Source organism: Caulobacter sp. GSs2 (genome assembly GCF_058680895.1).
This window is the reverse complement of sequence record NZ_CM178725.1, coordinates 2,353,094-2,373,627: the sequence shown is the minus strand read 5'-3', so window position 1 is coordinate 2,373,627 and position 20,534 is coordinate 2,353,094. Positions and strand designations below refer to the sequence as shown.

General features: G+C 66.6%; 21 protein-coding genes. 4 read left to right on the top strand and 17 right to left on the bottom strand.

The genetic code is table 11. The features are described 5' to 3' along the window. The first annotated feature begins 173 nt into the window (after positions 1 to 173). Positions 174 to 707, top strand: coding sequence for an inorganic diphosphatase (gene ppa, locus ACW17Z_RS11580; RefSeq protein ID WP_062142568.1), 534 nt, complete (start codon positions 174 to 176; stop codon positions 705 to 707). A 139-nt stretch (positions 708 to 846) separates the two neighbouring features. On the opposite strand, the gene trmB is transcribed toward ppa, so the two are convergent. From trmB to ACW17Z_RS11510, 14 genes are all read right to left on the bottom strand, one after another. Beyond that, entirely contained in the window at positions 847 to 1,527 is a 681-nt protein-coding gene (gene trmB / locus ACW17Z_RS11575; RefSeq protein WP_492056115.1) for a tRNA (guanosine(46)-N7)-methyltransferase TrmB, read from the bottom strand. A 114-nt stretch (positions 1,528 to 1,641) separates the two neighbouring features. Further along, positions 1,642 to 2,865: a methionine adenosyltransferase gene (gene metK / locus ACW17Z_RS11570; RefSeq protein ID WP_419319243.1), complete on the bottom strand. Its 1,224-nt coding sequence runs from the start codon at positions 2,863 to 2,865 to the stop codon at positions 1,642 to 1,644. A gap of 118 nt (positions 2,866 to 2,983) precedes the next feature. Further along, positions 2,984 to 3,415, bottom strand: a complete 432-nt coding sequence (locus ACW17Z_RS11565) for a helix-turn-helix domain-containing protein (RefSeq protein WP_419319244.1) — start codon at positions 3,413 to 3,415, stop codon at positions 2,984 to 2,986. Between the two features lie 63 nt (positions 3,416 to 3,478). Continuing rightward, positions 3,479 to 5,032: an apolipoprotein N-acyltransferase gene (lnt, locus tag ACW17Z_RS11560; RefSeq protein WP_492056114.1), complete on the bottom strand. Its 1,554-nt coding sequence runs from the start codon at positions 5,030 to 5,032 to the stop codon at positions 3,479 to 3,481. Then, a complete protein-coding gene (locus ACW17Z_RS11555; protein ID WP_419319246.1) occupies positions 5,029 to 5,934 on the bottom strand; it encodes a hemolysin family protein in 906 nt (301 codons plus the stop codon). The genes lnt and ACW17Z_RS11555 overlap by 4 nt, the downstream gene beginning before the upstream one ends. A gap of 12 nt (positions 5,935 to 5,946) precedes the next feature. Next, the gene (ybeY, locus tag ACW17Z_RS11550; RefSeq protein ID WP_492058519.1) at positions 5,947 to 6,423 is read right to left on the bottom strand and encodes an rRNA maturation RNase YbeY; all 477 of its coding nucleotides are present in this window, start codon (positions 6,421 to 6,423) and stop codon (positions 5,947 to 5,949) included. A gap of 14 nt (positions 6,424 to 6,437) precedes the next feature. After that, entirely contained in the window at positions 6,438 to 7,382 is a 945-nt protein-coding gene (locus ACW17Z_RS11545) for a PhoH family protein (protein ID WP_419319247.1), read from the bottom strand. Then, positions 7,379 to 8,731 carry a tRNA (N6-isopentenyl adenosine(37)-C2)-methylthiotransferase MiaB gene (miaB, locus tag ACW17Z_RS11540; RefSeq protein ID WP_492056113.1) on the bottom strand — a complete coding sequence of 451 codons (1,353 nt, stop codon included), beginning with the start codon at positions 8,729 to 8,731 and terminating at the stop codon, positions 7,379 to 7,381. The genes ACW17Z_RS11545 and miaB overlap by 4 nt, the downstream gene beginning before the upstream one ends. Positions 8,732 to 8,906: 175 nt before the next feature. Further along, positions 8,907 to 9,314, bottom strand: a complete 408-nt coding sequence (locus ACW17Z_RS11535) for a Fur family transcriptional regulator (RefSeq protein ID WP_419253579.1) — start codon at positions 9,312 to 9,314, stop codon at positions 8,907 to 8,909. A gap of 45 nt (positions 9,315 to 9,359) precedes the next feature. Beyond that, positions 9,360 to 9,812, bottom strand: a complete 453-nt coding sequence (rimI, locus tag ACW17Z_RS11530) for a ribosomal protein S18-alanine N-acetyltransferase (protein ID WP_492056112.1) — start codon at positions 9,810 to 9,812, stop codon at positions 9,360 to 9,362. After that, on the bottom strand, positions 9,809 to 10,444 hold the full coding sequence (gene tsaB / locus ACW17Z_RS11525) for a tRNA (adenosine(37)-N6)-threonylcarbamoyltransferase complex dimerization subunit type 1 TsaB (protein WP_492056111.1): 636 nt from the start codon (positions 10,442 to 10,444) through the stop codon (positions 9,809 to 9,811). The genes rimI and tsaB overlap by 4 nt, the downstream gene beginning before the upstream one ends. Continuing rightward, a complete protein-coding gene (locus ACW17Z_RS11520) occupies positions 10,441 to 11,037 on the bottom strand; it encodes a DUF1131 domain-containing protein (RefSeq protein ID WP_492056110.1) in 597 nt (198 codons plus the stop codon). The genes tsaB and ACW17Z_RS11520 overlap by 4 nt, the downstream gene beginning before the upstream one ends. Before the next feature lie 7 nt (positions 11,038 to 11,044). Next, complete coding sequence (locus ACW17Z_RS11515) at positions 11,045 to 11,695, bottom strand: DUF1131 family protein (protein ID WP_492056109.1); 651 nt, start codon at positions 11,693 to 11,695, stop codon at positions 11,045 to 11,047. Positions 11,696 to 11,836: 141 nt separating this feature from the next. Beyond that, on the bottom strand, positions 11,837 to 12,427 hold the full coding sequence (locus ACW17Z_RS11510) for a malonic semialdehyde reductase (RefSeq protein WP_492056108.1): 591 nt from the start codon (positions 12,425 to 12,427) through the stop codon (positions 11,837 to 11,839). A 501-nt stretch (positions 12,428 to 12,928) separates the two neighbouring features. On the opposite strand from ACW17Z_RS11510, the gene ACW17Z_RS11505 reads away from it, so the two are divergent. Next, positions 12,929 to 13,459 carry a hypothetical protein gene (locus ACW17Z_RS11505; RefSeq protein ID WP_492056107.1) on the top strand — a complete coding sequence of 177 codons (531 nt, stop codon included), beginning with the start codon at positions 12,929 to 12,931 and terminating at the stop codon, positions 13,457 to 13,459. Positions 13,460 to 13,484: 25 nt separating this feature from the next. Then, entirely contained in the window at positions 13,485 to 15,497 is a 2,013-nt protein-coding gene (locus ACW17Z_RS11500; protein ID WP_492056106.1) for a TonB-dependent receptor plug domain-containing protein, read from the top strand. Between the two features lie 117 nt (positions 15,498 to 15,614). On the opposite strand, the gene ACW17Z_RS11495 is transcribed toward ACW17Z_RS11500, so the two are convergent. Then, on the bottom strand, positions 15,615 to 16,184 hold the full coding sequence (locus tag ACW17Z_RS11495) for a NifU family protein (protein ID WP_492056105.1): 570 nt from the start codon (positions 16,182 to 16,184) through the stop codon (positions 15,615 to 15,617). 119 nt (positions 16,185 to 16,303) lie between these two features. Here ACW17Z_RS11495 and ACW17Z_RS11490 point away from each other — a divergent pair, with 119 nt between their 5' ends. Then, complete coding sequence (locus tag ACW17Z_RS11490; RefSeq protein WP_419319255.1) at positions 16,304 to 17,572, top strand: cytochrome P450; 1,269 nt, start codon at positions 16,304 to 16,306, stop codon at positions 17,570 to 17,572. Positions 17,573 to 17,699: 127 nt separating this feature from the next. On the opposite strand, the gene trpS is transcribed toward ACW17Z_RS11490, so the two are convergent. Together trpS and murJ are read right to left on the bottom strand one after the other, a co-directional pair. Continuing rightward, positions 17,700 to 18,749 (bottom strand): tryptophan--tRNA ligase, encoded by a 1,050-nt coding sequence (trpS, locus tag ACW17Z_RS11485; protein WP_492056104.1) that lies wholly within the window; start codon positions 18,747 to 18,749, stop codon positions 17,700 to 17,702. Positions 18,750 to 18,916: 167 nt separating this feature from the next. Continuing rightward, positions 18,917 to 20,524, bottom strand: coding sequence for a murein biosynthesis integral membrane protein MurJ (gene murJ / locus ACW17Z_RS11480; RefSeq protein WP_492056103.1), 1,608 nt, complete (start codon positions 20,522 to 20,524; stop codon positions 18,917 to 18,919). Between the last annotated feature and the right edge of the window lie 10 nt (positions 20,525 to 20,534).

Here is a 20,534-nt window from a genome sequence, read left to right as displayed (position 1 = left end):
AGGGCCTATATAGCGCGATAGGTGAACGGGTGGAAGCCCCCGTGACAGGCCGTCGCCACCGGCCGTCGCGAGCGAGCTTCATGCGCGGCCTCTTTCGCAGTGCAACACTTGTGGCCTATACAGTCGCCGCGCAGGCCCGCCTCCCCGCGGACCCTTTCCACAGAAGAGTCATAATGGACCTCTCCAAGATCGCCACGGGCGTCAACCCGCCCTACGACCTCAACGCTGTCATCGAGATCCCGCAGGGCGGCGAGCCGGTGAAGTACGAGATCGACAAGGCCAGCGGCGCCCTGATGGTCGACCGCTTCCTGCACACGGCGATGTTCTATCCGGCCAATTACGGCTTCATCCCGCACACCCTGGCCGATGACGGCGACCCCGCCGACATCATGGTCGTGGGTCCGACCCCGGTCGTGCCGGGCGCGATCATCCGCTGCCGTCCGATCGGCACCCTGATGATGGTCGATGAAGCTGGTTCGGACGAAAAGATCCTGGCCGTGCCGGTCGACAAGCTGCACCCCTTCTATACGGGCGTGAACAGCTGGCGCGACCTGCCGGTGATCCTCACCGAGCAGATCGCCCACTTCTTCCAGCACTACAAGGATCTGGAAAAGGGCAAGTCGACCAAGATCACCGGCTGGGCTGATCTGGAAGAAACCGCCGACATCATCCGCGCGGCGATCAAGCGCCACGACGATAATTACTGATTGAAGGTCGGGGGCGGGATCACACTCGCCCCCTCCTGACCGCTTCGCGGTCGTCCTCCCCCGTAGGGGGAAGACGCCTCATCTTCCCCCTACGGGGGAGGCGCGCCGAAGGCGCGGAGGGGGCAAGTCGCCCCGCTCCCTAAACCCGCACGAAATCCAGGAACACCGGCGCGCAGTCGCCCAGCTTCTTTTCCTCGTAGCGCGTGGTCACGTGATCGGCGGGCGGAGCGTTGCGGTCGGCCGTCTCGCTCTCGAAGCGGAAGGCCGGATCGGCCAGCACCCGCTCGATGGTCCACTCGGCATAGTCGGCCCAGTCGGTGGCGAAGCGCAGGCGGCCGCCAGACTTCAGAACACGCGCCAGTTCCGCCACCACCGCCGGCTGGATCAGCCGGCGCTTGTTGTGCCGCGCCTTGTGCCAGGGGTCTGGGAACATGATGAACACCCGCGTCAGGCAGGCGTCGGGCAGCCAGCCGATCACGTCGCGGGCGTCGCCCTCGTGGATACGGACGTTCTTGAGCGCCTGCTCCTCGATGTGACGGACGGCGCTGGCCACGCCGTTGACGAAGGGCTCGGCCCCGATGATCAGGGCGTGCGGATGGCGACCGGCCTGGGCGGCCATGTGCTCGCCGCCGCCGAAACCGATCTCCAGCCAGGCTTCGGTGGCCTCGGGCATCAGGTCGCGCGGCTCGAACGGCGCCTCGGGCACGGCGATTTCGGGCAGCAGGGTGTCGAGCAGGGCCTGTTGGCGCGGCTTCACCGGCCGCGACTTGATGCGGCCGAACGTGCGCAGGGGCCCGTGGGGAATGGGAGCGGAGGTCATGGGGCGGCGTCTTAGCCGTCATCCGGGTGCGAGGCCAGCAGAACGACCCCAAACGAAAGCGGGCCCCGATCGCATGATCGAGGCCCGCTTCGAACAATCAGGAGAGGCTGAGGCTTACGCCAGGCCCTTCAGCTCGCCGACCAGGTCGGTCTTCTCCCACGAGAAGCCGCCTTCGTTGTCCGGCGTGCGGCCGAAGTGGCCATAGGCGGCGGTGCGGGCATAGATCGGCTTGTTCAGCTGCAGGTGCTCACGGATGCCGCGCGGGGTGGCCCCGCCGATCAGGGTCGGCAGCAGCTTTTCCAGCACGGCCGGATCGACCTTGCCCGTGCCGTGCAGGTCGACGTGGAACGACACCGGCTGGGCCACGCCGATCGCATAGGCGATCTGGATGGTGCAGCGGTCGGCCAGGCCGGCCGCCACGACGTTCTTGGCCAGGTAGCGGCAGGCATAGGCGGCAGAGCGGTCGACCTTGGTCGGATCCTTGCCCGAGAACGCGCCGCCGCCGTGCGGGGCCGCGCCGCCGTAGGTGTCGACGATGATCTTGCGGCCGGTGACGCCGGCGTCGCCGTCGGGGCCGCCGATCTCGAAGCGGCCGGTCGGATTGACCAGCCATTGGGTCTTCTTGGTGATCAGGCCTTCCGGGAAGATCGGCAGGATGTGCGGCTTGATCAGGTCCAGCACGCGCTTGGAGGTCGCGGCCTTGCCGTCGATCTTCTTCTTGTGCTGGTGGCTGACCACGATCGAGACGACCCGGACCGGCTTACCGTTACCGTCATATTCCAGGGTCACCTGGCTCTTGGCGTCGGGCTCCAGCGCCGACAGCTCGCCGCTGTGGCGCAGCTTGGCCAGGCGGCTGAGGATGTTGTGGCTGTACTGCAGGGTGGCCGGCATCAGCTCCGGGGTCTCGGTGCTGGCATAGCCGAACATGATGCCCTGGTCGCCGGCGCCCTCGTCCTTCTTGTCGCTGGCGTCAACGCCCTGGGCGATGTGCGCCGACTGGCCGTGCAGGTAGTTGGCGAACTTGGCCTTCTCCCAGTGGAAGCCCTTCTGCTCGTAGCCGATGTCCTTGATCGCGGCCCGCACCTTGGGCTCCAGCGATTTGAGGATGTCCTTGGTCAGTTGCTTGTTGGCGGCCTTGTCGCCATCGGGCTTTCCGGCCCGGACTTCGCCGGCCAGCACGATGCGGTTGGTGGTGACCAGGGTCTCGCACGCCACGCGGGCTTCGGGATCGGCGGTCAGGAAGGCGTCGACCACCGTGTCGCTGATCCGGTCGGCAACCTTGTCGGGGTGGCCTTCGGAGACGCTCTCGCTGGTAAAGATGTAGGACGAACGGCTCAAGGGACAGCTCCGGCCATGGAAACGGCGGAAATGGACGACAGGTCCATCCCGCTAGCCGGACAGCATATAAAGATATGTTTATGTCGGCAAGCGGCGCCGATCGTCGCGGGTCTTGGCGCTATGCGTCGCTTTCGACCACGTCCTCGTCGGCCATCGAGCGGACCAGGTCGAGGATCCGGCGGCGCACCTTGGCCCGGGAGATCTTGGGGAACAGGCTGGCCAGCTCCAGACCCTCGGGGGTCATCAGGAAATCGTGGACGAACTGCTCCGAACCGGTTTCGGCCAGACCCCCGGACTCGGTCGGATCGGCCAGACCCTCGAAGAAATAGGCCACCGACGACTGCAGGCTGCGGGCGATCTCATACAGCTTGCTGGCGCTGACCCGGTTGGCCCCACGCTCGTACTTCTGCACCTGCTGGAAGGTCAGACCCAGATCTTCGGCCAGTCGTTCCTGGCTCACGCCCAGGATCTTGCGGCGCATTCGAATGCGCGCGCCGACGTGCAGATCGATCGGATTGGGGTGACGGTCTTGGTCCGGAGGAGAGCTCATGCCTACGCTTGATAGCTAAAATTGCGGTTTTTATTCAGCCTGTGTCTAACAAATCGGTAACAATTAATAGCCCCCACCCGCTTTTGAGCGAAAGCCGGCGAGCATCGAGAGCCCGAGCAATAGCACGAACAGGCTGTCGCCAAGCCGGGCATAGGGTGTGATTTTACCCACATTCGGTAAAGAGCCGTCGATAACGCCGGTTTCTCCCAGAGTCAGCCGGGACCCGCGCACGATCTCGCCTCTGGCGTCGATGAGCGCCGAGACGCCCGTGGGCGTGGCGCGGATGATCGGAACCCCGGTTTCTATGGCCCGATAGCTGGCCAGATTGAGATGCTGCAGCGGCCCGGACGTGACGCCGAACCAGGCGTCGTTGGACACATTGATCAGGGCGCGGACCCTGGGATCGGGCCTGGCCAGGCCCGGAAACAGGCTCTCGTAGCAGATCAGCGGCTGGACGATCAGGTCGGGTGAAACCTGCAGCGGGGCCGGGCGCGGCCCGGTGGCGAAGCCGTCGCCCAGATGGGCCAGGCTTTTGACGCCCAGCTTGGTCAGCAGGGCGTCCATCGGCAGATATTCGCCAAAGGGCACCAGCCGGTGCTTGTCATAGATGCCGACCAGCTCGATGTCGGTCGCGGTGCGCTTCAGGGCGATCAGGCTGTTGTAGTAGATCGGCTTGTCGGGCGATCCGTCATAGCGATAGCCGCCGATCAGCAGCAGCTGCCCCGGTTGCAGGGCGTCGACGATCGCCTGGCGCACCCAGGTTCCCGGCGCCAGATAGTCATTGATGGCGGCCGGCAGGGCGCCTTCGGGCCAGACGACGAGGGTGGCCGGCGTGCCGCTCGCATAAGGCCTGGCGGTCAGCGAAACATAGGCCTGGACCACCTGGGCAAAGCGGTCGGCGTCCCACTTGGCCTCCTGCTGGATGTTGGCCTGGACGATGCGGACGGTCGGGGAAGAGGCGCTCACCGCCGGCCCCGCCGGAATCCAGCCGTTGATGTACAGCGCCGCCAGCGCGGCGGCGGCGGCGGCGATCGCCTTGCGGCCCGCCAGGCCCTCGCGCCAGACGGCCGGCGCGGCGGCGATGGCCAGGGTGATCCAGGTCAGGCCGTAGGCGCCGACCAGGGCGGCGGCCTGGGACGGGGCCGAGCCGGCCTTCCAGGTCTCGCCCGGCAGGTTCCACGGAAAGCCGGTCAGCACATGACCGCGCGCCCACTCCAGCGCCGCGAAGGCGCCGGCGAAGACCAGGATGCGGCGCACGCCCGCCGGTCGGACCAGGCGATAGATGACAGCGGCGACGCCCCAGAACAGGGCCAGCCCCCCCGCCATGGCGGCGACCGCGAACGGCGCCATCCAGCCCTGATTGGCGGCGTCGACCATGAAGGCCTCGCCGATCCACCAGGTGCCGAGCCCGAAATAGCCCAGGCCCGCCAGCCAGCCGCGTAGGAAGGCCGCGCGCAGCGGGCGAGGCCCTTCGATCGTGTCGAGCAGCCACAGCAGCAGGGCGTAGCCCAGCAGGCCCGGCAGCACGCCGAACGGCGGATGGGCCAGGGCGGCGACCAGGCCGGCCAGCAGGGCCAGCCCGCGCTCACGCCACAGCGTAGCGAGCCTGAAGTTCACGAGGCGGCGGCTTCCGCCGGCTGCGCCGCCGCGCCCGGGACAGCGGCGGGCCGCACTCGCACCCGTCGAACCCGGCGCGGATCGGCCTCGACCACTTCCAGGTCATAGCCGTGCGGATGGGCGATCACCTCGCCCCGCTGCGGCACGCGGCCGGCCAGGGCCACGACCAGGCCGGCGACGGTGTCGATGTCTTCTTCCATGTCGGGCGGCGCCAGTTCACGGCCAAGCGCGGCTTCCAGTTCCTCGAGCGGCGCGCGGGCGTCGGCCTCGAACACCCCGCCGGGCCGGGCCACGATGCCCGCGACCGTGGCGTCGTCGTGCTCGTCATCGATCTCGCCGACCACCGCCTCGATCAGGTCTTCCATGGTCACCAGCCCATCGGTGCCGCCAAATTCGTCGATGACCAGGGCCAGATGGATGCGGCCGGTGCGCATGCGCAGCAGCAGATCAGCGGCCCGCATCGAGGCGGGCACATAGAGGGCCTCGCGCCGCACCTTGTGCAGGACGATGTCGGCCGCAGCCGGGCGGTTGTCGCCTGCGGCCAGCAGTCGGAACACGTCCTTGACGTGAACCACGCCGATCGGGTCGTCGAGCGTCTCGCGATAGATCGGCATCCGCGAGTGTTCGGCCTCGGTGAACTGGGCGATCAGGGCTTCGAACGGGGTGGACAGCTCGACCGAGACGATATCGGCGCGGGGCGTCATCACGTCGGCGACGCGGAGGGTCTTGAAGGCCTCGGCCTGATCGACGATGTCGACCGCGCCGTCCTGGACCGGCTCGGCCGGCCGGACCAGCTCGACCGGGGCGCTCAATCGCTTGCGCATCTTGCGGAAAAACGCCCGCAAGCCCCTGCTCTGTCGAGCTGGACCGGCGGGCTGTGGACTAGAGTCGTCGCTTGGCATGGCCTTGGAGAACTATCCCTGCTCGGGGGCGTAAGGATCGGGGGCGTAAGGATCGGGCACGTCCAGCGTGGCCAGGATCTCGCGTTCCAGGGCCTCCATGGACTCAGCCTCTTCGTCGCCTTCGTGGTCGTATCCTAAGAGATGCAGCACCCCATGCGCCACCAGATGTTGCAAATGGTGGGCAAAAGGCTTGCCCTGCTCGATCGCCTCGCGCTGGCAGACCCCGAACGCCAGGGCGATGTCGCCGATCTGACCGTCGGGATTCGCCTCAGGCCCTTGGGGCGAGGGAAACGACAGGACGTTGGTGGCATAGTCCTTCTGGCGGAAGTCGCGGTTCAGGGCCTGAACGCTGTCATCGTCGGCCAGCAGGATCACGATCCCCTGGCCTTCGATGTCCTGATGCGCATCCAGCACCGCCTGGGCGGCGCGCCAGACCAAGGCCTCGGTTTCAGGCTCAGCCTTGAGCCAGGCCTCGTCCTCGATCTCGATGTCTACGGTGATGGTCATCGCGTCGTCGTCTGCAGGGCGTCGGCGTCATAGGCCCGAACGATGCGTTCGACCAACGGGTGACGCACCACGTCGGCGGCGGTGAAGCGCGAGACTGAAACCCCCTCGACCCCTTCCAGGATCGAGACGGCGTGGGCCAGGCCGGAGTCGCGGGGATTGAGCAGGTCGATCTGGGTCGGGTCGCCGGTCACCACCATGCGCGAGCCCTCGCCCAACCGGGTCAGGACCATCTTCATCTGCAGGCGCGAACAGTTCTGGGCCTCGTCGACGATGACGAAGGCATGGGCCAGGGTGCGGCCGCGCATGAAGGCGATCGGGGCGACCTCGATCTCCAGCTTCTCGCGACGGCGGCGCAGCTGGTCAGCGCCCATGATGTCGGTCAAGGCCTCCCAGACCGGGGCCATATAGGGATCGACCTTCTCGTTCAGGTCGCCCGGCAGAAAGCCCAGCTTTTCGCCGGCCTCGACGGCGGGGCGGGTGACGATCAGACGATCGACCTCGCCGCGCAGCAGCATGCCGGCCCCGTGCGCCACGGCCAGGAAGGTCTTGCCGGTGCCCGCCGGACCCAGGCCAAACGACAGCGGGTGGCTGCCCATGGCTTCCATATAGCGGGCCTGGCCCTTGGTCTTGGGCGACACCGAACCCTTGCGCACCGTGCGGGCCGAAGCCTGACCGCCGGTGCTCTGGGCCTCGCCCACGGCGATGCGGATGTCGGCCTCGACAATCTGTTCGCCAGCGTCAGCGCGGTCGGCCAGATCCCGCAGCGCCCGCTTTGCGCCGGTGCGGCCCTTGACGTCCCCGGTGATGGTGACGCCGCCACCCGGCGTCTCAATGAGCACCCTGAAGGCGTCCTCGATCAGGGCCGCATGACGGCCGTGAGGACCGGAGACGGCGCGAACGGCGTCATCCGACAGCGGCATGAACTCAGGGGTGCGGCTCAAGCGGGCTCCAGGATGGAAGAATTTTCCAGCACGCCGCCCAGGCTCATCTTGGCGGCGGTTTCGATACGGACGGCAACGATGGTTCCCAGCAGGTGTTCGCCGCCTTCGGCGTGAACCGCCTGCAGATAGGGACTGCGGCCGACGATCTGGCCGGCATGGCGCCCGGCCTTCTCGAACAGCACGGGCATGGTCTTGCCCACCTGGCCGGCATTGAAGGCCTTTTGCTGCACGTCGAGCAGCTGGTTCAGGCGCTCCAGGCGCTCGGCCTTCACCGCCTCGTCCACCTGGCCGGTCATGGCCGAGGCCGGGGTGCCGGGGCGGCGCGAATATTTGAACGAGAAGGCGCTGGCGAAGCCGACCTCGCGGACCAGATCCAGGGTCTTCTCGAAATCGCCGTCGCGCTCGCCGGGGAAGCCGACGATGAAGTCGCCGCTCATGGCGATGTCGGGCCGCGCAAGACGGATCTTCTCGATCAGCTTCACATAGCTTTCAGCCGTGTGGTCGCGGTTCATGGCCTTGAGGATCTTGTCGCTGCCCGCCTGCACCGGCAGGTGCAGATAGGGCATCAGCTCGGGCAGCTCGCCATGGGCCTCGATCAGGTCATCGCCCATGTCGCGCGGATGGCTGGTGGTGTAGCGGATGCGGTCCAGGCCATCGATCTTCGCCAGCTGACGCACCAGCTTGGCCAGGGTCGAGCCGTCGCCATTAAAGGCGTTGACGTTCTGGCCCAGCAGGGTGACCTCGCGCACGCCCTGAGCGGCCAGGCGCCGGGCTTCCTCGAGAATGTCGTTCACCGGCCGCGACCACTCGCCGCCGCGCGTATAGGGCACCACGCAGAAGGTGCAGAACTTGTCGCAGCCCTCCTGCACGGTCAGGAAGGCGGTGACGCCGTTGACCTGACGCTCGGCCGGCAGGGCGTCGAACTTCTCGTCGGCGGCAAAGCTGGTCGACAGCCGCTCGCCGGTGGCCCGGTGGGCGCGGGCGATCAGCTCGGGCAGCTGGTGATAGGATTGCGGACCAACCACCAGATCGACCGCCTTCTGGCGATGCATGATCTCCTTGCCCTCGGCCTGGGCCACGCAGCCGGCCACGGCGATGGTCATGCGACCGCCCTCCGCCGCCTTGCGCTCCTTCATCAGCTTGATCTGGCCAAGCTCCGAATAGACCTTCTCGGTGGCCTTTTCGCGGATGTGGCAGGTGTTGAGCACCACCAGATCGGCGCCTTCGGGATCATTGACCACGCCATAGCCCAGCGGACGCAGGACATCGGCCATGCGCTCGCTGTCATAGACGTTCATCTGACAGCCGTAGGTCTTGATATAGAGGCGCTTTTGCGGGGTCTCGCTCATGGGCGAGGTTATGGGGGCGTGAGGGCGCGGGCGCAAGATCGCTGGGGACACACTTGCCCCCTCCGCGCCTGCGGCGCTCCTCCCCCGGAGGGGGAAGGTGAACTCATCCGCCCCCTACGGGGGCGGACGGTCGCGAAGCGGCCCGGTGGGGGCGAGTGATCGCCCAGCGCCACGATCAATCCTCGATCGGAACCCCATACAGTTCCAGCCGGTGATCCACCAGCTTGTAGCCCAGCTTGCGCGCGATGGCGTTCTGCAGGGCCTCGATCTCCTCGTCCACGAACTCGACGACCTTGCCGGTCTTCATGTCGATCAGGTGGTCGTGGTGATGGCTGGGGGTTTCTTCATAGCGCGAGCGGCCGTCGCGGAAATCGTGGCGCTCGATGATGCCGCTCTCTTCGAACAGGCGGACCGTCCGATAGACCGTGGCGATCGAGATATGCGGGTCGACGGCGTGGGCGCGGCGGTGCAGTTCTTCGACATCCGGGTGATCGTCGGCGGCCGACAGCACGCGCGCGATCACGCGGCGCTGGTCGGTCATGCGCATGCCCTTATCGATGCAGAGCTTTTCAAGTCGATCCAAGGCGGCGCCTCCGTCTGAGTCGATGGCAGGATAGGCGGTGAGCCCTTAAGTGTTAAGCGCCCGCCGCATGACAATCGCGTCCCTAGCGCCATCCGGATGGGGATAATAGCCCTTGCGCAGCCCAACCCGGGCAAAGCCGGTCGCTGCATAGAGGGCGATGGCGGCCGTGTTGTCGGACGCCACCTCCAGGAACATGGCTTCAGAGCCGGTTTCGGTCGCGATCCCGGCCGCCATTTCGACCAGGGCGCCGCCCCAGCCGCGACGACGGGCGGCGGGGTCGACAGCGATGGTCAGGATCTCGGCCTCGCCGGCGATCGAGCGGCACAGGATAAAGCCCTTCTCGACGGCCGGCTCGCCCGCCTCGCCCATGACAGCGAAGACGCCGGGCGACTTCAGCAGCGCTTCGAATTCCAGAGCGCTCCACGGCCGGGGAAAGGCGCGGTCGTGCAGATCAGCCAGGATGAAACAGGCCTCCAGGCCCACGGGACGCAGGATCATGAGGCTGGAAGCGTGGCGTAGGGGGCGCGCAGATAGAGCGGCCGGGGCGAATGGGCCGGCGCGGGCCGGGCGGCGGCCAGTCGCGCCACGGCGACCGGATCGGGAAAGGCCGGGGTGAGGATCGTGGCCTTCGGGAAGGTTTCAGCCAGCAGCGGCGCGCCCGAACCGATAAGGGTCACCGCCTGTCCGCCATGCAATTCGGCCAGCCGCGCGGCGGCCGAGCCCAGGTCGAGGGCGTCGGGGGCCATCAGGGCGGCCCGGCCGTCGAAGATCTGCAGATAGACCTGGCTCATCCGCGCGTCGAGCACGGCGGCAACGAAGCCCGGCGTTCCGAAGGCCAGGGCCTCCAGCGTGCTGACCCCCACGCAGGGGATCGACAGCGCCGTCGCCAGGCCCTTGGCAAAGGCCAGGCCCACGCGCAGGCCGGTGAACGAGCCGGGACCGACGGTGACGCCGATCCGGGTCAGGTCGGAAAACGTCACGCCGGCTTCCAGCGCGACCTCGCGGGCCAGGACGCCGATGCGTTCCTGGTGGCCCCGGGTCATGGGCTCGCTGCGCGACGCCAGAACCCGGTCGCCGTCCAGGATCGCGACCGAGCTGGCGCCCAGGCAGGTGTCGATAGCCAGGATCATGCGCCGCCCCCGTTCGGGGCGTAGCCGCCCGCGCCGCTCTTCCAGATGAAGTCGCGCAAGGTGGCCTTGGCCAGCACCTCGGTCGGCGGCAACGCATCCGTGGTCCAGCCGGGAACCTCAAACACGTAGCGCAGCACCGACTCGCCGGGCTGGGTGCAGATCACGGCGTGGCGATAGGCGTCCTGGCCCATCCAGCAACGCTTGGGCGGCACGTCCAGCCGGGGCAACGGCATGCCGAAGACCTCGCCGCGCGGGCCGCTTGCCGATCGTCCGGCGATGTGGATCTCGCCGACCGTGGTCAGGCCGGGCTCGCCGAGGATTTTCAGCATCGTCACGTCGTCGCGGGCGACGGTGATGACCGAGCCCTCCGTCACGACCCGGTCGTTCGGAAACAGGGCCTGGATCGCCTCGGCCCTGAACGGGGTCTGGGCCATGATCGGCCCGACGGCATATTCGTCGAGCGCCAGCAACGACGTCGCGGGGACCGATGGCGCAGCGGCTGGAACCGAAGCCGGCGGGGCGGGCTTGTCCGCCGGACCACAGGCGGCGAGCAGCGCCAGCGGAATGGCGATCAGGGCGAGGGGCAAGCGCATGAGACGATCAGGCCGCGCCGACGGCGGCGACCTCGGCCGGCCGCCAGACGAAGCCGTTCAGCTGGCCCTTGGCGTTCAGCGTCTCGACCGGCGGCAGGCCGCCCTTGGTCCAGCCCGGCACGCCGATCAGATAGGCGACATTGGGCGCCTCGGGCCGGACGCAGACCACGGTGTTGATGTCACGCCCCTCGCCAGCCCGGCAGTTGGCGATGTCCAGGTCCAGCGCCGACCATTGGGTCAGCAGGGTCTCGTCCTTGGGGCCGCGCACGTCGCCGCCTTCCAGACGGATCGAGCCCAGATCGCCATCCTCGCCCTTGGAGACCTCCATCAGCGGGGTCTGGTTCAGCTCGACATTGATGATCGGCTGGGGCCGGCCGGTTCCGAGGTGCAGGAAGGCCTGGGCGACCACCGCCCTGGGGAACAGCACCTTGAAGGTCGGCAGGTCGAACGCCGTGGCGGCGGTAATCGGGCCGACGCCGTCAACGCCGACGGTCAGGGGGCCATCGACATAGGGTTTGACCATCACCGCGACAGAGCTGCTCTTGCCAGGCTCGGCGGAGGGCGGGGCGGTCCCAGCCTCGGCGGCCTTCTTTTCCGCCGGACCGCAGGCGGCGAGCAGCAGGAGCGGCAGGGCGATAAGGGCAAGGCGCTGGATCATGCGGTGGTTTTAGCGCGTGTGCTCCAGATGCACAAAGAACCCGTCACCTCCGGTCGCCGAAACGACCGGAGGGTCAGGTCGGGCCGATCCATACTCACGCGGACCGGCCAAAAACTGTGGCGCGAGATCAGACGATCTCCATCAGACGATTTGGGCGGCTTCCTCGAAGTCGAGGCGCGGGCTGCGCGGGAAGAGGCCCTCTTCCGTGCCATGGCCAATCGAAGCAATGAAATTGGACTTTATGTTGGTGCCCGCGAAGAATTCCGCGTCGACGCCCGCATTGTCGAAGCCCGACATCGCGCCGACGTCCAGGCCCAGGGCCCGGGCGGCGAGGATGAAATAGCCGCCCTGCAGCGAGCTGTTGCGGAACGCGCCCCATTCCTTGGCGACCGGATCGGCGAACCAGGTCTTGGCGCCGGGGGCGTGCGGGAACAGCTTGTCGAGGGTCTCGGGGAAGTCGAGGTCGTAGCCGACGATCACCGTGGCCGGGGCCTGCAGGATCTTGGGGCCGTTCGAACCCGACGACAGCGCCGCCAGTCTGGCCTTGGCGTCCGGGCTGGTCACGAAGATGAAGCGCGCCGGGGTCGAGTTGGCGGCGGTGGGGCCAAACTTCACCAGATCATAGAGCTCGCGCAGCAGGCTTTCCGGAAGCGGGTCGGTCTTCCAGCCATTATAGGTGCGGGCCTGGGTGAACAGCTGGGCCAGCGCGGTCTCGGCGAGGGGCTCGGACATGGGGGGAGTCTCCGGAGAGCTTTGCAACAACTACAGTTGCAATATGCAAAGACGCGGACCGGCGCAAGCCACAAGCGGGCACAGCGAGCCGCAGCCCTTCGGGGCCGAGTGAAGCGTGCTTTTCCCGCCTGCGACACTTTGACCATTGGCCAGTCATCGTCCTGCAGACATTGAGTCATGAGTCCTGACAGCTGAGATACGTCGCACGGTAGTGCCAGTTTTGTTCTCCGGTATGGCCACACACCTTACTGAGTCGAAAGGGTGAGCCATAAACTTCCTGCGTCCAATGTAGTTCTTATTTTCAATATTGACGCCTATTGAAGCACTCACGAAATCAATAATTGAACAGTATGGCCATCATTATTAGTGAAATTTACCGCTGGTAGGGCCAACGTCTAAATTAGACATGAGCCATGCGACAATAAGGCCAATTTTTACCATTTACCTTACGTGACAGCGTGTCGCCATAACAAGCCGACTCTAGGGATGGAGACATTGACCATGCACCATATGAGAACCTGTGCGCGCATAGCCGCCGGAGTCGCCGCGGCCCTGCTCGCGCCACTGGCGGCTCACGCCGATGCCGCCAAGGACCTCCAGATCGCGGGCCGGGCGCTGACCTTCCTGGAAAATGGTCCCACCGGAAAGGCCACGCTGGGCGTGGTATTCGACCCGTCCAAGCCCGCCTCGGTCGCCGAGAAGAACGCCGTCATGGCCGCACTCGGCGCCGGCATGAGCGCCGGCGCCCTGACCCTGGTCGGCAAACCGGTCGAGGCCGGCGACGTGGCGGGCGTCTCGGGCGTCGCCGCCCTCTTCATTACCACGGGCGTCAGCGCCGGCCCGGTCGGGGCCGCAGCCAAGAGCAAGAAGCTCATCACCATCGGCTCGGACATGTCCTGCGTCACCAGCGGCGCCTGCGTGATGGGCGCCTCGGCTGATCCCAAGGTGGAGATCGTGGTCAACCGCGCTGCCGCCGCCGCCGTCGGCGCCGTCTTCAAGGCGGCCTTCCGCATGATGATCCGCGAAGTCTGACCGCAGCGAACGAGCGAGAAACCCCATGAAAACGACATACCTCGCCGGCGCCTCTGTCGGCATAATCGTTCTGACCCTGGCGACCGCCGCTTCGGCCCAGTCAATCGACTATGGCGCCATGGAGCAGTTGTTCGACGAACCCGTCACCACCAGCGCCACGGGCTCGCCGCAGCGCGCGTCCCAGGCGCCGGTCGACATGACCATCATTTCGGCCGAGGATATTCGCCGTTCCGGCGCAACAGACATCCCAACCATCCTGTCACGGACCGCGGGTGTCGATATCCTGCCGTTCGCCGCAGGCTCGGCCGAGGTCAGTGTGCGCGGTTACAACCAGGCACGCTCGCCGCGCATGCTCGTCCTGATCAACGGTCGACAAGTCTATCTGGACCACTTTGGCTACACCGACTGGCATACCCTTCCGATCGCCCTGGAAGAAATCCGCCAGATCGAACTCGTCCGGGGACCCAACAGCGCCCTGTTCGGCTTCAACGCCGTGTCGGGGGTGATCAACATCATCACCTACAACCCGAAATACGACGAGACCAACAGCGCCACGGTGCAGGCAGGCACGCTTGGCTATGCGTCGGCCAATCTCATCAAGACCATGGCCGTTGGACCGGTAAAGGCCCGCGTCTCGATCGGGGCCAGCCAGCAGGACGAGTGGAGCAATGCCGGATCGACGGTCCCCCTCTCGCTGCTCTCCGACCCCTGGAAGGTCTATGCCGCTTTTGACGCCGTCGCGGCGCTATCGCCGAAGACCGACCTGCGTGTGGAAGGCTCATGGTCCAATACCGGTCAGTCCGAGATGCTCTCCGGCTACACCTATGTCGGCCACAAGGTGAAGAACGACTCCATCAAGGCCTCGCTGATCTCCGACACCCGCTATGGCACGATCGAAGCCCAGATCTATCTGAACCAGCTCGATTCAACCGCCCTGCCCTTGCACTACGAGAACAACATCTGGGTCGCCAAGGTTCAGAATCTGGTCAAGATCGGCTCGGACCACACGGTGCGCGTCGCCCTCGAATATCGGGACAACGAGGTCAATACGACGCCGGTCCGCGGCGGCATGGTCCGCTACAAGGTTCTGGCTCCGTCGGCCATGTGGAACTGGACCGCGTCGGACAAGGTCACACTGACGGCGGCGACCCGCCTCGACAGCCTCAAGCTGAGCCGCGAAGGCGTCTTTCCGGCAGGCGTCCGCCGCACCAGCAACAGCGACTGGGACCGCTCGATCAACGAGGTCAGCGTCAACCTCGGCGCCGTGATTGTCCTCTCGGATCAGGGCACGCTTCGCCTGCTCGCCGCCCGCGGGGTCCAGGCGCCCACCCTGGTGGAGCTGGGGTCCCGTCAAGTCATGCCAACCACCGCGCCCCCCGTCGGCATCGCGACCCTGGGAAACCCGGATCTTCAGCCGGCGATCGTCACCAGCTATGAGGTGGCCTATGAGCACGCCCTGCCCAGCCTGGGCGCCCGCGTGGCGATCAAGCTGATGGCTCAAAACACCGAAGACGTGAAAAGCGGCGTCTCGCGGCTGCAGGTCGACGTGCCCGCCACGGCCACCACCTACGCGGCCCTGACCTATTTCAACATCGGCAAGTCCGAAATGAAAGGCATCGAGCTTTCGGGGTCGGGCAAGTTCGGCAAGGGGTTCCGCTGGAACGCCGATACGACCTATGTCGACATTACCGACACGACCCTGCCCGGCTACAGCGCGGTCAGACGCCTGATCGCCTTCGGCGAATCTTCGCCGAAATGGCGGAGCAATCTGGGTCTGGGATGGGCCGGCAACAACTGGACCGTCGATGGCTACGTCAAGACCGTGTCCAAGTTCAACTCCTACACCTCCAACCAGACCCTTGAACCGGTCAAGGGCTACACCACGGTGGCCGGCCGGATCGGCTATGACCTGAAGTCTGGCATTACCCTGGCCCTGGCGGGTCAGAACCTGCTCGAGGGCCGGCAGTCCCAGACCAAGGGCATTTCAGGCCTGCAGGCCGAGCGGCGGGTGCTGTTCAGCATCAACAAGCGCTGGTGATCAGCGAGCCATAACCAGACGAGAGGGGCCGCCAGCCGCGCGGCCCCTTTTTTCATGCGCCGCGCCCTGAGGCGTTTTTCCGATCGGTGTGAAACGGCTAGCGGATCGGAAAGGGCTCTAGAGGGTCTGCTCGACCCGGGTCACTTCCGGCACATAGTGCTTGAGCATGTTCTCGACGCCGGACTTCAGGGTCGCCGACGAGGACGGGCAGCCCGAGCAGGCGCCGCGCATGTGCAGCCAGACCACGCCAGTGGCGGGCTCGAACTTGCTGAACACGATGTCGCCGCCGTCCTGGGCCACGGCCGGACGAATGCGGGTGTCGAGCAGTTCCTTGATCTCGGCGACGATCTGGCTGGTTTCCGCGTCATAGACGCCGTCGTCGTCGTGACCACTCTCCGTGGCGTCCAGCAGCAGGGGCCGGCCGCTGGTGAAGTGGTCCATGATGGCGGCCAGGATCGGCGCCTTCAGGTGCGGCCACTCGGCGTCCGGATCCTTGGTCACGGTCAGGAATTCGGGACCGAAAAACACCCGTGTCACGTCGCCCAGCTGGAACAGGGCCTTGGCCAGCGGCGAGGACTCGCCCTCTTCCGGCGTCTTGAACTCGCGCGCGCCCTCACCCAGCACTTCACGGCCGGGCAGGAACTTCAGCACCTCGGGATTGGGCGTGGTTTCGGTCTGGATGAACATGGCGGAGAGATGGACCTCGACAGCCCCGCGCGCAAGATGTCGGGCGCCTCAGAAAGAAAGGTGACACAGGCGTCATTTTCTGGCGTGATACGGAAAACAATGATCCGCGGGAGGCTTACATGAGCGATGGCTCGATTGATCTGAGCGCCGAAGTGCGCGCCAAGGCCTGGTCCATTCCCCTCGAGGACTACCATGTCGCCGATCCTGTCCTGTTCCAGGCCGACGCCATGTGGCCCTATTTTGAACGGCTCCGCAAAGAAGACCCGGTTCACTATTCCAAGGGCAATGAGGAAACGGGCCCCTACTGGTCGGTGACCCGCTACAACGACATCATGGCCGTCGACACCAATCACGCGGTGTTTTCGTCCGACGCCCATCTGGGCGGCATCACGATCCGGAACTTCGACGAGGACTTCGTCCTGCCGATGTTCATCGCCATGGACCCGCCCAAGCACGACATCCAGCGCAAGACCGTCAGCCCGATCGTCTCGCCCCAGAACCTGGCCAAGCTGGAAGGCTTGATCCGCGAGCGGGTGAACCTGATCCTCGACGACCTGCCGATCGGCGTGCCCTTCGACTGGGTCGACAAGGTGTCGATCGAGCTGACCACCCAGATGCTGGCCACCCTGTTCGACTTCCCGTGGGAAGAGCGCCGAAAGCTGACCCGCTGGTCGGACATCGCCACCGCCTCACCGGAAAGCGGCCTGATCGAGAGCGAGGACGCCCGCCGGGCCGAGCTGCTGGAGTGCCTGGCCTATTTCACCAATCTCTGGAACGAGCGGGTCAACGCCACCGAGCCGGGCGGCGACCTGATCTCGATGCTGGCCCACGGCGAAGCCACCCGCGACATGCCGCCGATGGAGTATCTGGGCAACATCATCCTGCTGATCGTCGGCGGCAATGACACCACCCGCAACTCCCTGACCGGCGGCCTCTACGCGCTCAGCAAGAACCCCGAGCAGGAAGCCAAGCTGCGGGCCAATCCAGAGCTGATCCCGTCGATGGTCTCCGAGATCATCCGTTGGCAGACGCCCCTGGCCCACATGCGCCGCACCGCGCTGGAAGATGTCGAACTGGGCGGCAAACAGATCAAGAAGGGCGACAAGGTCGTCATGTGGTACGTCTCGGGCAACCGCGACGACACCGTGATCGAAGACGCCGACAGCTTCATCATCGACCGCGAGAATCCCCGCCGCCACCTGTCGTTCGGCTTTGGCATCCACCGCTGCGTGGGCAACCGCCTGGCCGAGATGCAGCTGAAGATCGTCTGGGAAGAAATCCTCAAGCGCTTCCCGAAGATCGAAGTGCTGGACGAGCCGCGCCGGGTCTATTCCAGCTTCGTGAAGGGTTACGAGACCCTGACGGTTCGGATCCCCGAGCGGGTCTAGTCGGCGAATACTTGCCCCCTCCGCGCCTTCGGCGCTCCTCCCCCGTAGGGGGAAGATGAGGTCAGCGCGGCTTCGTCTTCCCCCTACGGGGGAGGACGACCGCGAAGCGGTCAGGAGGGGGCGAGTTTCAAGCCCCCCAGAACCCCACCAGCTTCTTGACCTCGGCCACCGTCGGGGCCGCCACTTCGCGAGCCCGTTCCGCGCCCTTGGCGAGGATGCGGTCGATCTCGGCCGGATCGGCCAGCAGGGTCCGCATGCGCTCCCCCACCGGGGCCAGCTTCTCGACCGCCAGTTCGGCCATGGCCGGCTTGAAGGTTCCAAAGCCCTTGCCGGCATACTCGGCCAGGACTTCCGCTTTCGTCCGGCCGTCCAGGGCCGCGAAGATGCCGACCAGGTTGTCGGCCTCGGGGCGGGTCGCCAGCTCTTCCAGCGTCTCGGGCAGCGGCTCGGGATCGGTGCGGGCCTTCTTGACCTTGGCGGCGATGGTGTCGGCGTCGTCGGTCAGGTTGATGCGGCTATAGTCCGACGGATCGGACTTGCTCATCTTGGCCGAGCCGTCGCGCAGGCTCATGATCCGGGCGCCGGGGCCCTGGATCAGCGGGTCGGGCTGCGGGAAGAAGTTGGGCGCAGCAAAGTCGTGATTGAACTTGGCGGCGATGTCGCGGGTCAGTTCCAGATGCTGCTTCTGGTCCTCGCCCACCGGCACGTGGGTGGCCTTGTAGATCAGGATGTCGGCGGCCTGCAGCACCGGATAGGTGTAGAGCCCCACCGAACTGCGCTCCTTGTTCTTGCCGCTCTTTTCCTTGAACTGGGTCATGCGGTCCAGCCAGCCCAGGCGGGCCACGCACTGGAAGATCCAGGCCAGTTCGGCATGCTCGGGCACGGCCGATTGCGGGAAGATGGTGGCCTTGGCCGGGTCGAGGCCGGCGGCCAGATAGGCGGCGGCGATCTCGCGGGTCTGCTGGGCCAGGGCCGCCGGCTCCTGCCACACCGTGATGGCGTGCAGGTCGGCCACGAAGATGAAGGTGTCGATCTCGTGCTGCAGGCGGGCGAACTTCACCAGCGCGCCCAGATAGTTGCCCAGGTGCAGGGCCCCGGAGGGCTGCACGCCGGAGAGGACGCGGGCCGGGCCCGCATAGGCGGCAAGGGGGGCGGCGACGGGAGCTTGGTCGGTCATGGCTTCAGCCTTGAATGCGTAGATTTGAGGTGGCGAGCGCGAGGGCGCCAACCGCATCCGAAGATGCGGCGATCAGGGTCAGCGGGAGCCGCGCCATCGCGACGCGAAGGGACCGATCAAAGCCATGCCCGCTGGTTACCGCTCCGCGCACCGCAGGGCAAGCCGGCTCAGCGCCCGGCGCCGCGCCGTAGCACGGTCTTGGCCTCGGCCACGGTGACCCCGCCCGACAGCAGCAGGAGCAGCGGATAGAGCCCCGCCGCCAGGGCGCAGGTCGCCAGGATGGCCAGCTCCTTGGCCGAACCCAGACCCAGGGCCAGGATCGGCGCCTCGATGGCGGCGCGCCAGTGCGACATCGCCGCCAGGATCATGCCCAGGGCGACGCTGGCCGCCAGCACCCGGATGATCTTGCCCCAGGCCATGGCGCTGGGGGTGTAGTCGCCGCGCTTGCTTAGGGTGAGCACCATCTGCAGCACATTGATCCACGAGGCGGCGCTGGTCGCGGCGGCCAGGCCCGGCACGCCCATGAACGGGAACAGGGCCAGGCCGAGGCCGATATTGACGGCCACCGAAACCAGGGCGAAGCGCATCGGGCTCTTGGTGTCGCCCCGCGCAAAGAAGGCCGGCGACAGGATACGGGCCAGCACGAAGGCCGGGGTGCCCCAGCCATAGTGCAGCAGGGCGTTGGCGGTCTGGCGGGCGTCGAACACCGTGAACTCGCCGCGGGTGAACAGGCCGTCGATCAGGAAGAACGGAATGCTGAACAGCGCCACGGCGGCCGGCAGGGTCAGGGCCAAGGCAAAGACGATGGCCTGGTCCATGGCGCTCTGGGCCTCGCGGCGATCCTCGGCCACCACGGCCCGCGACAGGCGCGGCAGCAAAGCCACGCCGATGGCCACGCCCACCAGGCCCAGCGGCAGCTGGTAGAGGCGGTCGGCATAGGCCAGCCAGGTCCGCGCGCCGTTCACATGGCTGGCCAGCACGCCGGAGATGGTGATGTTGATCTGGCTGGCGCTGGCGGCGATGGCGCCCGGTATGGCCAGGGCGATCAGGCCCTTGATCTCCGGGGTGAGGCGCGGCAACCGCCAGCGGATCGTCGCCCCGGCCTTGCGCACCGCCCAGACCAGCAGCAGCACCTGGCAGATCCCGGCGGCCAGAATGCCCCAGGAGGCCGCCGTGGCCGCCTGATGAGCGGTCTTGGTCGGGATGACCGCGATCAGGGTCACGAGATTGAGCAGGATCGGCGCGGCGGCCGAGACGATGAACTTGCCCCGGGCGTTCAGAACGCCCGACAGCAGGGCCACGATGGCCATGCAGGGCAGATAGGGCATGGTGATCTGGGTCAGGATCACGGCCAGCTTGTACTTGTCGGTGCCAAAGCCAAAGCCCGGGCTGATGACCATCATGAGCCACGGCATGGCGGCCTGCGAGATCAGGGTCAGACCGACGGTGAAGGCGGCGATGGTGGCCATGGCGTCGGCCGCCAGCTTGTCGGCCACCTCGGCCCCGTCGCGGTCCAGCGTCTTGGAATAGGCCGGCACGAAGGCCGCCGCGAAGGCGCCCTCGGCGAAGATCCGCCGAAACAGGTTGGGGAACATCTGGGCGGTGTTGAAGGCGTCAGCCGCGAAATTGGCGCTGGCCCCCAGGAAGTAGGACATCACCAGGTCGCGCACGAAGCCCATCAGCCGGCTGACCAGGGTCAGGCCCGAATAGATCGCCGAGGACCGGATCATGCCGGGGGCTTTTTTCGGGGCGGCGGGGGGTGCGGTGTCGGTCACGCCCGGCTTC

Coding starts and splice junctions, on each gene's coding strand:
- ppa (WP_062142568.1), top strand. CDS start 174: ATGGACCTCTCCAAGATCGCCACGGGCGTCAACCCGCCCTACGACCTC.
- trmB (WP_492056115.1), bottom strand. CDS start 1,527: ATGACCTCCGCTCCCATTCCCCACGGGCCCCTGCGCACGTTCGGCCGC.
- ACW17Z_RS11565 (WP_419319244.1), bottom strand. CDS start 3,415: ATGAGCTCTCCTCCGGACCAAGACCGTCACCCCAATCCGATCGATCTG.
- ACW17Z_RS11555 (WP_419319246.1), bottom strand. CDS start 5,934: ATGCCAAGCGACGACTCTAGTCCACAGCCCGCCGGTCCAGCTCGACAG.
- miaB (WP_492056113.1), bottom strand. CDS start 8,731: ATGAGCGAGACCCCGCAAAAGCGCCTCTATATCAAGACCTACGGCTGT.
- rimI (WP_492056112.1), bottom strand. CDS start 9,812: ATGATCCTGCGTCCCGTGGGCCTGGAGGCCTGTTTCATCCTGGCTGAT.
- tsaB (WP_492056111.1), bottom strand. CDS start 10,444: ATGATCCTGGCTATCGACACCTGCCTGGGCGCCAGCTCGGTCGCGATC.
- ACW17Z_RS11520 (WP_492056110.1), bottom strand. CDS start 11,037: ATGCGCTTGCCCCTCGCCCTGATCGCCATTCCGCTGGCGCTGCTCGCC.
- ACW17Z_RS11515 (WP_492056109.1), bottom strand. CDS start 11,695: ATGATCCAGCGCCTTGCCCTTATCGCCCTGCCGCTCCTGCTGCTCGCC.
- ACW17Z_RS11510 (WP_492056108.1), bottom strand. CDS start 12,427: ATGTCCGAGCCCCTCGCCGAGACCGCGCTGGCCCAGCTGTTCACCCAG.
- ACW17Z_RS11505 (WP_492056107.1), top strand. CDS start 12,929: ATGCACCATATGAGAACCTGTGCGCGCATAGCCGCCGGAGTCGCCGCG.
- ACW17Z_RS11500 (WP_492056106.1), top strand. CDS start 13,485: ATGAAAACGACATACCTCGCCGGCGCCTCTGTCGGCATAATCGTTCTG.
- ACW17Z_RS11495 (WP_492056105.1), bottom strand. CDS start 16,184: ATGTTCATCCAGACCGAAACCACGCCCAATCCCGAGGTGCTGAAGTTC.
- ACW17Z_RS11490 (WP_419319255.1), top strand. CDS start 16,304: ATGAGCGATGGCTCGATTGATCTGAGCGCCGAAGTGCGCGCCAAGGCC.
- trpS (WP_492056104.1), bottom strand. CDS start 18,749: ATGACCGACCAAGCTCCCGTCGCCGCCCCCCTTGCCGCCTATGCGGGC.